8 protein-coding genes are annotated in these 13,288 nt (G+C 71.4%); 6 read left to right on the top strand and 2 right to left on the bottom strand.

What is annotated here, in order from left to right:
• Positions 1 to 19 precede the first annotated feature (19 nt).
• Positions 20 to 2,107, top strand: a complete 2,088-nt coding sequence (locus tag NOD94_RS09665) for an AarF/UbiB family protein (protein ID WP_281205377.1) — start codon at positions 20 to 22, stop codon at positions 2,105 to 2,107.
• Between the two features lie 18 nt (positions 2,108 to 2,125).
• On the opposite strand, the gene NOD94_RS09660 is transcribed toward NOD94_RS09665, so the two are convergent.
• Positions 2,126 to 3,343 (bottom strand): cytochrome P450, encoded by a 1,218-nt coding sequence (locus NOD94_RS09660; RefSeq protein ID WP_281205376.1) that lies wholly within the window; start codon positions 3,341 to 3,343, stop codon positions 2,126 to 2,128.
• Between the two features lie 242 nt (positions 3,344 to 3,585).
• Here NOD94_RS09660 and NOD94_RS09655 point away from each other — a divergent pair, with 242 nt between their 5' ends.
• From NOD94_RS09655 to NOD94_RS09645, 3 genes are all read left to right on the top strand, one after another.
• Positions 3,586 to 4,374, top strand: coding sequence for an ABC transporter ATP-binding protein (locus NOD94_RS09655; protein WP_281205375.1), 789 nt, complete (start codon positions 3,586 to 3,588; stop codon positions 4,372 to 4,374).
• Positions 4,374 to 6,914: an ABC transporter permease gene (locus tag NOD94_RS09650; protein ID WP_281205374.1), complete on the top strand. Its 2,541-nt coding sequence runs from the start codon at positions 4,374 to 4,376 to the stop codon at positions 6,912 to 6,914. The genes NOD94_RS09655 and NOD94_RS09650 overlap by 1 nt, the downstream gene beginning before the upstream one ends.
• 248 nt (positions 6,915 to 7,162) lie before the next feature.
• Positions 7,163 to 7,417, top strand: coding sequence for a LysR family transcriptional regulator (locus tag NOD94_RS09645; RefSeq protein ID WP_281205373.1), 255 nt, complete (start codon positions 7,163 to 7,165; stop codon positions 7,415 to 7,417).
• Between the two features lie 33 nt (positions 7,418 to 7,450).
• On the opposite strand, the gene NOD94_RS09640 is transcribed toward NOD94_RS09645, so the two are convergent.
• Positions 7,451 to 8,101 carry a response regulator transcription factor gene (locus NOD94_RS09640; RefSeq protein ID WP_281205372.1) on the bottom strand — a complete coding sequence of 217 codons (651 nt, stop codon included), beginning with the start codon at positions 8,099 to 8,101 and terminating at the stop codon, positions 7,451 to 7,453.
• A gap of 159 nt (positions 8,102 to 8,260) precedes the next feature.
• On the opposite strand from NOD94_RS09640, the gene NOD94_RS09635 reads away from it, so the two are divergent.
• Together NOD94_RS09635 and NOD94_RS09630 are read left to right on the top strand one after the other, a co-directional pair.
• On the top strand, positions 8,261 to 12,319 hold the full coding sequence (locus NOD94_RS09635; RefSeq protein ID WP_281205371.1) for a PA14 domain-containing protein: 4,059 nt from the start codon (positions 8,261 to 8,263) through the stop codon (positions 12,317 to 12,319).
• Positions 12,319 to 13,287 (top strand): TauD/TfdA family dioxygenase, encoded by a 969-nt coding sequence (locus tag NOD94_RS09630; RefSeq protein ID WP_281205370.1) that lies wholly within the window; start codon positions 12,319 to 12,321, stop codon positions 13,285 to 13,287. Before NOD94_RS09635 ends, NOD94_RS09630 begins: the two co-directional genes overlap by 1 nt.
• The last annotated feature ends 1 nt before the right edge of the window (position 13,288 follow it).

Raw genomic sequence — 13,288 nt, 5'->3', positions numbered from 1 at the left:
CTACCGAGGGAGCTGTTCCATGACCGATCCGGCCGCCGGCGCGTTCGACGACGTGTCCCTCACGCTCGTCATCCTCCTGATGGCCGCGGGGGCCCTCGGGGTCATCGTCTTCGGAGTCTCGACGGCCTCCCGCAGACTCCTCGGCATCCGCGTCGGTCCTCTGCGCGCGCTGGGCGCAGGCCTGATGGGACTGGGCGTCTTCCTCGCCTTCAACGAAGTGGTGCGCGACGAGGAGGACCGGGGGGCGCTGTCGACGATCCAGATCCCCCTGGCCCTGTTCGCGGCGATGGCCACCCTGGTGATCGTCGATGTGTTCCTTCCCCACGGCAGCTGGACGCGGCCGCTCCAGGTCCTGCGCGGGCTGGGTGACCGGATGCGCCGGGCACGCCGCTACTCCCAGATCAGCCGGATCCTCATGCGGCACGGCCTGAGCCGGATGTTGCGGGGTCGTTCGGGCTGGGAACGGGCCCTGAAGCCGGGTGAGGTCGGGGAGAGGGCGGCCCGTTCGGCCCGGCTCGCGCTGGAGGAGTGCGGTGGAGCGCTGATCAAGTTCGGCCAGGTGATGTCGACCCGGCGCGACCTGTTGCCGTCCCACTTCATCGAAGAACTCAGCCGGCTGCAGAGCGACGTGCCCCCGGCGCCGTGGCCGGAGGTCGAGGCCATCCTCCACAAGGAACTGGGCAAGCCGGTCTCCGACGTCTTCGAGTGGATCGAGCACGTGCCCCTGGCGGCGGCCTCCATCGCACAGGTGCATCGCGCCCGGCTGCTCGGCGGCCCGACGGTCGTGGTGAAGGTCCAGCGACCCGGTATACGCGAAGCGGTCGAGCGGGACCTCGACATCGTCCTCACCATCAGCCGGAGCCTGCAGACCCGGGTCCGCTCCGCGCAGGCCCTCGGCCTGCGCGAGCTGGGCGACGGCTTCTCCGAGTCCGTGCGCGAGGAACTGGACTTCCGCATCGAGGGGCGCAACGCCGCCGCGGTCGCGCAGGCCACCGGGTCCTGGGAGGCCGACGCGCCGGTACGCATCCCCCGGGTGTACTTCGAGTACACCTCGGCGCGCGTCCTGGTGCAGGAGTGGATGGAGGGCGTCACCCTCGACCGGGCCGGGCCGGTCGCCGACGCGGCGGGCCTGGACCGGTCGGCACTGGCCAGCGCCGCCTTCTCCGCCATCCTCCACCAGATCCTGCGGGTGGGCGTCTTCCACGCGGATCCCCACCCGGGCAACATGCTGCTGCTCGACGACGGCAGGATCGGCCTGATCGACTTCGGTTCCGTGGGGCGGACCGATCCCTCGGTACGGCTGGCCATCCAGGAACTGCTGGTCGCCGTGGACCGGGGCGACCCGGCGGGACTGCACGACGCCCTGCTCACCCTGCTCGGCACCCGCGCCACCACCAACGAGGAACTCGTGCCCGACGCCGCTCTGCTGGAAAGGGAGTTGGGCCGGTTCATGGCCCGGCACCTGGGAGCGGGGGCCCAGCCGGACTCCGAAATGTTCACGGCCCTGTTCCGGATGCTCTCCCGGTTCGGTCTGGCCGTCCCCCCGGAGGTGGCGGCGGTCTTCCGGTCGCTCGCCACCATCGAGGGGACGCTGACCCACCTCGCCCCCGGCTTCAACCTCCTCCAGGAGGCGCGGACGTTCGCCATCGGGATGCTCACGGAACGGTTCACCCTCGGCGCGGCGAGGCCCCGGACCGGCGGCGCGGAGGGTGGCGGAGGCGGCTTCACGCCGCCGGGACTGTCCGCCTTGGCGCACGGAGCCGCCCAGGAACTGCTGTCCGTCCTGCCCATGCTGCGCCGCCTGCCGCGCAGGGCCGAACGCATCAGCGCCTCATTGGAGGAGGGCCGGCTGGGGGTACGGGTCCGGGTGCTCGCGGACGAGCGGGAGCGGCGCTTCGTCTCCGGCCTGATCCACCAGGTGACGGTGACCCTGCTGGCCGCGTGCACCGGGCTGATGGGGGTCATGCTGGTGGTCTTCGGCACGGGCAAAGGGCCGCGGGTGACCAGGCAGTTGGAGCTGTTCCCGTTGATCGGCTACCACGTGCTCGTCGTCAGCGCCATCCTCATGCTCAGGGCCCTGTACACCGCGATGCGCCGGCCCGCCTGAGCGGACCGGCGGACGGTTTCAGAACACGACGGGCAGCGCCTCCAGCGGGCGGACGACGACGTTCTGTTGGTAACGCAGCTCCGAAGGGTCCACGGCGAAGCGGACCCGGGGGAAGCGCTCGAAGAGCCGCCGGGCGGCGATCTCCGTGATCACCTTCGCGAGGTGGGCGCCCGAGCAGTAGTGGATGCCGAACCCGAAGCTGAGGTGCGCCGGCTTCGGGCGGGTCAGGTCCAGCCCGTCCGGATCGTCGGGGAACTGATGCGGATCGCGGTTCGTCGACATCACGCTGACGACGACGACCTCGCCGGCCGGAATGGTCACCCCGCCCAGCTCGACCGGCTCGGTGGTGACGCGCTGGAGGGCGTTGCCGATCGGGCTGACGTAGCGGATCAGCTCGTCCATCGACCTGCCCCAGCGTCCCGGCTCGGCCAACAGCTCGGCCCGCTCGGCGGGGTGGGCCAGGAGCGCGGCGATGACCCCGCCGACCAGGCTGGCGGTGGTGTCGTTGCCGCCGGTCATCAGCGCGAAGCCGGTGGAGAGGATCTCGGTGCTGGTCAGCCGCCGCTCCGGGTCGGCGTGGATCAGCGCGGAGAGGAGGTCCTCGCCGGGCTCCCGTTCCTTCTCCGCGATGAGGGCGGACATGTAGCGGGACAGCTCCTGGATGTTGCGGTCCAGGGCTCCGGAGCCCTCGGTGGGGGAGTGGGTGCGCAGCGCCGTCGACCAGCGCAGGAAATCGGGCCACGCGTCGGCCGGTACGCCCATCAACTCGGCGATCACGATGACGGGCAGCGGATCGGCGTACCCGGAGATCAGGTCGGGCCGGGGCAGGCCGGCCAGCCGGTCCAGCAGCTCGTCGGCGATCTGCTCCACCTTCGGCCGCAGCGCCTCGGCCCTGCGCGGGGTGAAGGCGAAGCTGATGGCCCGGCGCAGCGGGGTGTGGCGGGGCGGCTCCAGGTTGGCCAGGTGGTTGGCCTCCTCCGGGGGAGGCGTCATCGTGCGGCCGGTCCGCTCGGACATGAGGCGGTAGTGGACGTGGACGTCCCGGCTCAGCCGGGGGTCGGCGAGCGCCGCCTTGGCGTCCTCGTACCGGGTCACCACCCAGGCGCGCCCGCCGTCGGGGAAGGACAGCTCGCGCACGGGGCTCTCGCGCCGCACGTACTCCAGGACCGGATACGGGTTCTGGGTGAAGTCGTTCGTGAGCATCCAGTACTTGGAGAGTGCCCGCGTGCCTGTCATGTCCGTCCTCCGTGCCGTCACCGGGAGCTGCCCATTCGTCGGCACGTTAAGCGGGCCCGGCCCCGGGGCGCAGGCCTGGTCTCAAGAGTTCTATCTGCGCTCGGAATCTTGGCCTCCGGCGAGGAGGATCTATGCCGATTGGCAGATGTGGCGGGTCACGGCCCGCTCCTAGGCTCCAAATCGACCACCGGACACCGTGCACAGTGCTCCGGTCATGGACCGTCCGTAATTCCAACCCGGGTATGGGGAGTGTGAGTCGTGTGACCGCGACCATTTCGACTTCGACCAAGCGGCAGACCGCCGCCCGAGCCGTCGGCGTGACGAAACTGTACGGCGAGGGCGAGGCACAGGTCGCCGCGCTGCGCGGTGTCAGCGTGGAATTCACCGCCGGGGAATTCACCGCGATCATGGGTCCGTCAGGTTCCGGGAAGTCGACCCTCATGCACGCCCTGGCGGGCCTGGACAGCATCACCGACGGTCAGGTGTACATCGGCGACGCCGAGGTCAGCGGGATGTCCGACAAGAAGCTCACCGAATTGCGCCGTACCCGGATCGGCTTCATCTTCCAGCAGTTCAACCTGCTGCCCATGCTCACGGCCGAGGAGAACATCCTGCTGCCGCTCGCCATCGCCGGCCGCAAGCCGTCGAAGGACTGGTTCGACCGTGTCATCGACACCGTGGGTCTGGGCAAGCGGCTCGGACACCGGCCGACGGAACTGTCCGGCGGGCAGCAGCAGCGCGTGGCCTGTGCCCGCGCCCTGGTGTCGCAGCCGGAGGTCATCTTCGCCGACGAGCCGACCGGAAACCTGGACTCCACCTCGGGTACCGAGGTGCTCAGGTTCCTCCAGCACTCGGTGCGCACGCTCGGCCAGACGATCGTCATGGTCACGCACGACCCGCACGCCGCCTCGTACGCGGACCGGGTCATCTTCCTGGCCGACGGCCGGATCGTGGACGAGCTCCGGGAGCCGACGGCGGACGCGGTGCTCGACACGATGCGCAATCTCGACTCCAAGGCGCGGGTGGCGTAATGCTGAACGCGACCCTCAAGAGCCTCCTCTCGCGCAAGCTCCGGCTGGTCCTCTCCGGCCTGGCCGTCGTGCTCGCGGTGATGTTCGTTTCCGGCTCGATGGTCATCAAGGACACTCTGAACCGGTCCATCGACGCCCAGTTCAACGGTGCCTACGCCGACATCGACCTGCACGTGGCGCTCAAGCCCAAGGTGGCAGCCGACACGGGCGAGACCGCGGTCGTGTCCCCGCTCGACGCCGCGGCCGTCGCCCGCGTGGCGAAGGCCGCCGACGTGGCCGGGGCCAAGGGCCTGGTCCTTGCCGAGGGCGCACGCGTCCTCGGCAAGGACGGCAAGCTCGTCAAGGACACCGGAGGGCCCCGCTACGGCGAGAGCTGGCGCGGCGAGAGCAAGCTGATCACCCTGCGCTCCGGTCACGAGCCGCGCACGGACACCGAGGTCGCCGTCAACGCGGGCCTGGCCGAGAAGGCCGGTCTCAAGGCGGGCGACCCGATCAGCGTGCTGACCGCGGAGCCGAAGCAGACCTTCACCGTCGCCGGCGTCTTCGGCTACTCGGGTGACCGCGACTCCATCGGCGGCGAGCAGACGGTGGCCTTCAGCGAGCCGGCCGCCCAGCGGCTGATGCTCGGCCGGGCCGACGCGTTCTCCGGGATCAAGGTCGACGTCGCCTCCGGCGCGTCCGTCGCCGCCGTCCAGAAGTCGCTGTCCGCCGAGCTCGGCGCGGACTTCGAGGTCCTGACGGGGGAGGGCCTCGCCAAGAAGGCCTCCGACAAGTCCCGCGGCGTCCTCGACCTGATGAACCAGCTGCTGCTCGGGTTCGCGGGAGTCGCGGTCCTCGTCGGCGTCTTCCTGATCGTCAACACCTTCTCGATCATCATCGCCCAGCGGATGCGGGAACTCGCCCTGCTGCGGGCCCTCGGCGCGAGCCGGGGCCAGATGATCACCTCCGTGCTGGTCGAGTCCTTCGTGGTCGGCCTGGTCTCCTCCGCCCTCGGTCTCGCCGCCGGCATCGGCATCGGCGTCCTCGGCGCCGACCTGCTGGCCGGGGCGACCGACGGCCTCAAGGTCGGCTCCCTCGCGGTGCCCGCGAGCGCGGTGGTCACGTCCTTCGCGGTGGGCATCCTGGTGACGATGCTGGCCGCGCTCTTCCCCGCCGTACGGGCCTCCAAGGTCCCGCCCATCGCGGTGATCCGCGCCGCGGGAGTCCCGGACGGCAAGCACCGCAAGCAGACCTGGACCGGGTCCGTCCTGCTCGGTCTCGGAGTCGTCCTGCTGGCCCTCGGCCTCTTCGGCTCCAGCGGGGTCGCGACGATCCTCTCCGGAGTCCTGCTGGCCTTCGTCGGCGTCGCGCTGCTGACGCCGCTGTTCAGCGGGCCGTCGGTGCAGGTGCTCGGAGCGGCGTTCTCCCGTTCGCTGCCCGGACAGCTGGGGCGCCGCAACTCCGCCCGCAACCCGCGCCGTACCGCCATCACCGCCTCGGCGATGATGATCGGCGTCGCGCTGGTCACCGCGATCAGCACGGTGGCCGCTTCCTCGGAGACCAGCGTCACCAAGGACATCAGGCGTGACCTGAAGGCGGACTACGTGGCCATGGGCGAGGCGGGATCGGCGGCCTCGTCGACCATCGACCCGGCCGCGCTGAAGCGGATCGCCGAGGTCCCCGGTGTGAAGGCGGTCGCGGCCGCGATGCTGGACACGGGGACGGTCGGCAAGGAGTCCCAGGCGCTCACCTCCTGGCAGGACTGGGACCAGGCCCGCGAAGTCCTCGGGATCCAGGACTCCAAGGGGTCCCTCGCGGCCCCCGCCCCCGGAACCGTCGTCATGAACGCGAGCACCGCGAAGACCCGTGGAGTGAAGGTCGGCGACAGCCTCACCCTCCAGCTCCAGCGCGGTGACGCCCGCACCTACGAGGTCGCCGGCATCTTCAAGGACTCGTCGCTGGCGAACAGCGTGGTCGTGCCATGGGCCGACGCCGCGACCGGGTTCCGCGGCACGCAGCCCTCGCAGGCCTACTTCCAGCTGGACGACGGGGACCGGGCCGCCTCCGCGCGGCCGGAGATCGAGAAGCTGCTCGCGGACAGCCCCGAGGTCACGGTGAAGACCAAGGAGGAGGTCATCGAGATGTTCAGCGGCGGCATGGCCATGATCCTCACCGTGGTGCAGGGACTGCTCGGTGTCGCGATGCTCATCGCGGTGCTCGGCATCATCAACACCCTCGCCCTGTCGATCCTGGAACGGACCAAGGAGATGGGCACGCTGCGGGCGATCGGTCTCAGCCGCGGCCAGACCATCCGCATGGTCATGACCGAATCGGTGGTGATCTCCCTCTTCGGAGCGGTGCTCGGCATCGTGGTCGGCGGGGTCCTCGGACTCGCCGTGGCCCACGCCATGAAGGACCAGGGAGTCAGCGAACTGTCACTGCCCTGGGGCCAGATGCTCGCCTACCTCATCGGCGCCGGGATCGTCGGAGTCATCGCCTCGATCGCCCCGGCCCGTCGCGGTGCCCGGTTGAACGTGCTCACCGCCATCAGCCACGGCTGACCGGACGGGTTCCGGCCGACGGGCCGGAGCGCGCAGGCGCCCCCGGGGCATGCCCCGGGGGCGCCCCGGTGTGTCCGCGCACCCCCGCCCCTCCCCACGTCCGAAGGCGGATCGGCAGCTTCCTGCACCTTCCATTGCCGCTCCGGCGGCAGTGGGCTGACATGGTCCAGGACCCACCGCGGTCCCGCCGTTCCCGGCGGGAGCCGGAGGTGGGTCCGGTTGTGGTCCGCAGACAGACAGGGGGCGAGATGCACGAGCGTGAGTTCCGCGCTTTTGTGTCCGTAGCGGAAATCGGACGCATGGATCAGGCCGCGAAAGCACTGGGATATTCGCAGCCCGCCATCAGCTATCAGATCAAGTGCCTGGAACAGATGCTGGGTACGAAACTCTTCACGAGGGATTCCACGGGGGCGAGGCTGACCAGGGAGGGCCGGATGATACTTCCGTCCGCCCGGGCCGTGTTGGCCCTGATCGACAGCATGAAGGGCGTCTGCGCCGCGTGATCCGGCGGCTTCCGGGCCCGGAAGCCGCCGGGTTCAGGCCGCCAGGCCGTTGTCCCACACCCAGGCCGCGATGCCGACCCGGTTGCGCACGTCGAGCTTGCGCTGGATGTTGGCGATGTGGGTCTTGGCGGTGCCGGCCGAGATGAAGAGCTCACTGCCGATCTCCGCGTTCGTCAGCCCCTTGGCCACCAGGCGCGCGATCTCCGTTTCCCGGTCCGTCAACGACTCCGTCGGGAACGGCGACTTGGGCTTCGTCGGGCTCCGCAGGTGCTTCAGCAGGCGGACCGTCACCGAGGGGCTGATCATGGTGTCGCCCGCCACGGCGGCGCGTACCGCCTCCACCAGCAGGGCCGGTCCCGACCGCTTCAGCAGGAAGCCGCACGCGCCGTTGTGGAGTGCGGTGTGGACGTACTCGTCGAGGTCGAAGGTGGTCACGACGACCACCCGCAGCGGGTCGCTCACCTCGGGTCCGGCGAGTCTGCGGGTCACCTCCAGGCCGTCCAGGCGCGGCATGCGGATGTCCGCGAGGACCACGTCCGGCCGCAGCCTCCCGGCGAGTTCGACGGCCTGGAGGCCGTCCACGGCCTCGCCGACGACTTCCATGTCCGGCTGGGAATCCAGGATCAGCCGGAATCCCAGGCGAACGGATTCCTGGTCGTCGGCGAGAAGTATGCGGATGGTCACGATCGGAACCGTATCCGGTGATCACTTCGGGCAACCACCGAATCGTATTCAAAGATTCTCTGCGGCCTTCGGACGGGAACCGGCCACTGCCAGCATCTGGGCAGATGGACGTCGAGCGCCGCGCGCGGTGCGTTTCCCGTTTTGGAGTGGTGACTGGGCATGGCTCACGCCGGAAAACTCAGAGTGCTGGCAGCGACCGCGATGTCCGCGGCGCTGTCCCTGACCTTGCTCGGTGGTGAGGCGCCCGCGACGACCGGGGAGGCGCCCGCGCCCGACACCTCGCGCGTGGCCCTGATCGCCTCCGGGGCCGGCGAGCCCGGCGGTCCGTCCTGGCCGGACGGCGCGTTCGGGGAGACGTCCGCGCAGGAGCTCGGCGCCGGGCCCGTCGCGAAGACCGCCGGTCCCGCGGACGGGGCGGCCCTGGTGGACGTCCACCCCGAACTGTCGGCCACCGGCGCACCGGACACGGTCGCCTACGAGTTCCTGATCGGGACCGGCGGCAACCCGCGCACGGGTCAGGTGACCTCGTCCGGCTGGCTGCCGTCCCCCCGCTGGAAGGTTCCCGCGGGCCTGCTCAAGGACGGCAGCCGGTACACCTGGACGGTCCGGGCGAAGAGCCGGACCGGACGGGTCGGCGCCGACGCCCCCGCCCGTTCCTTCGCGGTGAACCAGCGACTGGGTGCCCCGGCCACGGGCGGCCCGGTGCCCACCGACGCGCTCGGCCCGGTCACCGTCAACCTGGCCACCGGCAACGTGACGGCCTCCGTGGCCACTCCGCAGGTCAGCACCGGGTTCGGCGCCGTGGGCGCCACCTTCACCTACGACTCCCAGGCCGTGCGGTCCTCCGCGGGACTGACCGGCTCGTACTTCGCCGGGGATTCCGACGCCGGCATCGCCGACGCGGAGAAGCCCGCGGCCGCACGCACCGACTCCCGCGTCGACTTCGCCTGGGGGAACGAGGCCCCTTACCCGGACGCCGACCCCGCCGCGGCGTTCCGAGCCCGGTGGACCGGCACCCTCAGCGTGCCCGCGGACGGCCGTTACCGGCTCGGCGGCACCTACGACGGCGGCCTGCGCGTCCTCGTCGACGGCGTACCGGTCCTCGACGACTGGAAGCGCCCCGCCGCCACCGGCGGCAGCCCGGTCTTCGGACACGAGGTCGCGCTCAAGGCCGGTCGCGGCCACCGGATCACCGTCGAGTACCGCCGCAAGGCGGCCGGCGGCGGGGCCGCGCTGTGGTTCGGCACCGCCGGACGCACCGCCCCGGTGCCCGCCTCCTGGCTCCGCCCGTCGGGTGCCGTGCTGCCGCCGGGTTGGACGGTGACCCCGGCCGCCGTACCCGCCACCGGCAGCGCGACGGACGCCCCCACCACCCGGACCGACGCCCCCGCCACCCGGACGGACCCCCTCACCGACGCCGCGGCCTCCCTGAAGGCCGCGACCACCGGCCGGACCGATCTGGCCCCCGCCGTCCCCCGGAACCCCGACGGCGTCCCGAAGCAGCCCGGCACGGCCCGGAAGAAGTCCGCCGCACGTACGAACACCGCCCCGGTGAAGGCCGGGACCGACGGCACGGCGGCCGCCATCGCGGCCGCCGAGGAGGACGGCCTCGCCTTCCTCTACGCGGGCAGCGAGGAGTGCGAGGACAGCGGCGCCCCGGCCGGTCACGTGTGCGCCGTCCGAGTACCCGGCGCCGGCACGACCCGGCTCGTCTACCGCTCCGGCAAGCTCGCCCGCTTCCTCAACCCGGGCGGCGAGACCACCGACCTCGGCTTCTCCACCGACCACCTGCTCACGGAGGTCCGGCCCCCGCTCGTCACCGACTGGGTCGCCGTCGACCGCGCCCGCAGGGACCACGAGGCCTCCCGGTACCGGATCGACTACCGACCCGGAACCGCCGAGGCCCTGCGCCTGACCGGTCCGCACCCCGCCGGCACCCCCGGACGCCCCGACGGACGCCCGCAGCGGAGCTACACGATCGGGGCGGGAACCACCCGCCTCCAGGTCGCCGGGGTGAGCACTCCGCAGGGCTGGACGCGCGAGGTCACCCACGACCCGGCGGGCCGGATCCTCTCCGACACCGACGGGACCCGGCGCACCCGGCGCTTCACCTGGACCCCCGCCGACCAGCAGGCCTCGGCGACCGACCCCGCCGGCCGGCTGACGACCACCGTCCACGACCCGTCCGGGATGCCCGTCGGCACCTACGGACCGGGACCGCAGGAGTGCTTCGGCCCGGACCTGCGTCCGCTGCTCCCCGCCCCCACGGCCTGCGTCGGGCTCCCGGCACAGACCACCGCGTACGGTCCGGAGGGCATCACCACGGAACGCGAGGACTCGCACGGGGTACCGCACCGGACCGTGACGACCCGGCTCAACGAATTCGGTCTGCCCGTGGCCTCCATCGCGGACCCGGCGGGCCTGGCCCTGCGGACCGGCTTCGAGTTCGACGAGTTCTTCCGGCCCGTGGGCAAGATCCAGCCCAACGGAGCCAAGCAGGTCTTCTCCTACTACGGGGCGACGGAGAACGCCGACAACCCCTGCACCAAGGAGAACGATCCGGCCCCCCAGCGCGGCCTGCCCAGGACGGTCCAACTGCCCGCGGCGGCGGACGGGACGGCACGGATCGAGAAGTTCGTCTTCGGCGCCCGCGGCCTGCCGGTGGCCGTGACCTTCGGCGGACCCGACTGGACCTGTGTCCGGTACGACGCCCGGGGCCGCATCACCGGGATGTCCATGCCGGGGAACTCCAGCCTCGACGCCTGGACCGTCGACTACGACAGCGCGTACGCGGGCGACCCGTTGACCCTCAAGGCCGTCCAGCGCGACCACTCCCTGGTCAACACCGTCGACCTGCTCGGCCGCACGGTGCACCACACCGACGGCCAGGGCGTGCGCACCGACACGCTCCTCGACCGGGCGGGCCGCACCGTTCAGGAACGGGTCACCCCGCCGTCCAAGGCCGACGCCGTGCAGGTCAGGCGTACCGCGTACGACACGGCGGGACGCACCCTCTCGGTCGCACTGGATGGGAGGCAGCTGGCCGACACCGAGTACGACGCCGCCGGCACGGTGCGCCAGGTCCGGTACGCCAACGGCACCCGGCTGTCCGTGGACCGCGACGGGGCCGGCCGCGTCACGGCCAAGAACTGGACCCTCGCGGACGGCACGAGCGTGCCCGCCGCGGTCACGCGCTCCCGGTCCGGGACGGTCGTCGACGAATCGGTCGCGGGCCGGGACGGTCTGCCCGGCGGACCCGACTTCCGGTACGACGCCACGGGCAGGCTGGTCAAGGCCTGGATCGGCGGCCACGAGTACGGCCGTGACTTCACCGCCGCAACGCCGGCCGGCTGCCCGGCGGGCACCGGCCCGCAAGCCGGGAGCAACGGCAACGTGGTCGAGGTCACGGACCGTACGGCGGCCGGCACCCAGGTCACCGGCTACTGCTACGACAACGCCGACCGGCTGCTCGCCACCACCGGCCGGAACACCTTCGGCGACGGGACCTACGCCCCGAACGGCCACCTCACCGGATACGCCGGCGATGGCAGGAAGGTGACACAGCGGCAGGACGCGGTGGAACGCTACCTCGGTGCCTCCGTGACCGGTCCCGGCGCGGCGGACGTCGTCTACACCAAGGACATCGGCGACCACCTGATGGCCCGCAGGGCGACCTCCGGCGGCAATACCCAGCAGTACCTGTACGGGCACACCGACATGACGAACCCCGACGCGGACCTGGTGCTGGGCACCGACAAGCGGGTGCAGGCCCGCGTGATCGGGCTCCCCGGCGGGGTGGTCCTGTCCGCGAAGGGAGCGGCGAACCGGACGGGCAGCACCACCTGGAGCCTGCCCACCGTCCGCGGCGACATCCTCCTGGTCACCTCGGACGAGGGCCGGCAGGTCGGCGACCTCCACCGGTTCGGCCTGAACGGCGAGCCGTTGGCCCCCGACGGCACCGTCGACCCGCGGCGGCTGCCCGACAACCTGCCCGGCGACTACGACTACGGCTGGCTCGGCCGGTACCAGGTGGGCACCGAACACCAGGGCGCGCTGTACGAAGTCGTCCTGGACACCCGGGTGTTCAACCCCGCCCTCGGCCGGTTCTCCGCCCCGGTTGCGGCCGGTCCCTTCCTCAACCCCTACGAGTACGCGGCCGGAGACCCGGTCAACCACACGAGCATCGACGGCTACAGCCTGGACGTGGAGAAGGAATGATGAAGACGCCCTTTACCGACGCCGACACCGAAGTCCTGGAGACCAACGGCTCGCGCCTGGTCCGGGTCCGCCCGCGGGCGGGAAGCGACCACCGGGCCTGGTTCACGGCCAACGCGCAGGCCCTGCGTTCCGCGATGTACGAGCACGCCGCCGTGATGGTGAAGGACAGCGGCCTCGTCCAGCAGTCGGAACTCGCCGAGATCGCCGAGGAGGTCGGCGGCCGGACCCTCGACTACAACGAGCGCTCCACGCCGCGCAGCCGGGTCACCGGCAAGGTGTACACCTCCACCGAGTACCCGGCCGACCAGAGCATTCCGCAGCACAACGAGAGCGCCTACTCGGAGAACTGGCCGCACAACCTCTTCTTCTTCTGCGCGCTCGCCGCGCGGAGCGGGGGCGAGACCCCGGTCGCCGACAGCGCCGCCGTCCTCGGCAAGCTCCCGGCCGGCCTCGTGCGCCGCTTCGAGGAGAAGGGCGTCCTCTACACCCGTACCTACCGCACGGGCATGGGCCTGTCGTGGCAGGAGGGTTTCCAGAGCGACGACAAGGGTTACGTCGAGAGCTACTGCGCCGACCACAACATCCAGACCGACTGGGACGGTGACGTACTGCGCACCCGCCAGCGGCGCGAGGCGGTCATGGTGCACCCCGTCACCGGACAGAAGGTCTGGTTCAACCAGGCCCACCTGTTCCACGTCAACGCCCTGCCGGAGGCCGTCCGAGAGGGGCTGCTGGAGATCTGCGGCGAGGACGGTCTGCCGCGCAACGCCTACTACGGCGACGGCACCCCGATCACCGCGGACGAGATCGACACCGTCCTCGGCGTCTACGACCGGACCGTGCTGGCCGAGACGTGGGGGACCGGCGATCTCCTGATGATCGACAACATCCTCACCTCGCACGGCCGTCGACCCTTCACCGGCGACCGCAAGGTGCTGGTGGCGATGACCCAGCGCAAGGCGGCATAGG

The sequence above is a fragment of the Streptomyces sp. Isolate_45 genome (assembly GCF_024721315.2).
GTDB lineage: Bacteria > Actinomycetota > Actinomycetes > Streptomycetales > Streptomycetaceae > Streptomyces.
Note: the sequence above shows the minus strand (reverse complement) of the source record. Positions and strands in the feature narration are given on the sequence as shown.

What these genes read in the sequence shown, in the direction of transcription:
- NOD94_RS09665 (WP_281205377.1), top strand. Translation starts at nt 20, where the DNA reads ATGACCGATCCGGCCGCCGGCGCGTTCGACGACGTGTCCCTCACGCTC.
- NOD94_RS09660 (WP_281205376.1), bottom strand. Translation starts at nt 3,343, where the DNA reads ATGACAGGCACGCGGGCACTCTCCAAGTACTGGATGCTCACGAACGAC.
- NOD94_RS09655 (WP_281205375.1), top strand. Translation starts at nt 3,586, where the DNA reads ATGGGGAGTGTGAGTCGTGTGACCGCGACCATTTCGACTTCGACCAAG.
- NOD94_RS09650 (WP_281205374.1), top strand. Translation starts at nt 4,374, where the DNA reads ATGCTGAACGCGACCCTCAAGAGCCTCCTCTCGCGCAAGCTCCGGCTG.
- NOD94_RS09645 (WP_281205373.1), top strand. Translation starts at nt 7,163, where the DNA reads ATGCACGAGCGTGAGTTCCGCGCTTTTGTGTCCGTAGCGGAAATCGGA.
- NOD94_RS09635 (WP_281205371.1), top strand. Translation starts at nt 8,261, where the DNA reads ATGGCTCACGCCGGAAAACTCAGAGTGCTGGCAGCGACCGCGATGTCC.
- NOD94_RS09630 (WP_281205370.1), top strand. Translation starts at nt 12,319, where the DNA reads ATGAAGACGCCCTTTACCGACGCCGACACCGAAGTCCTGGAGACCAAC.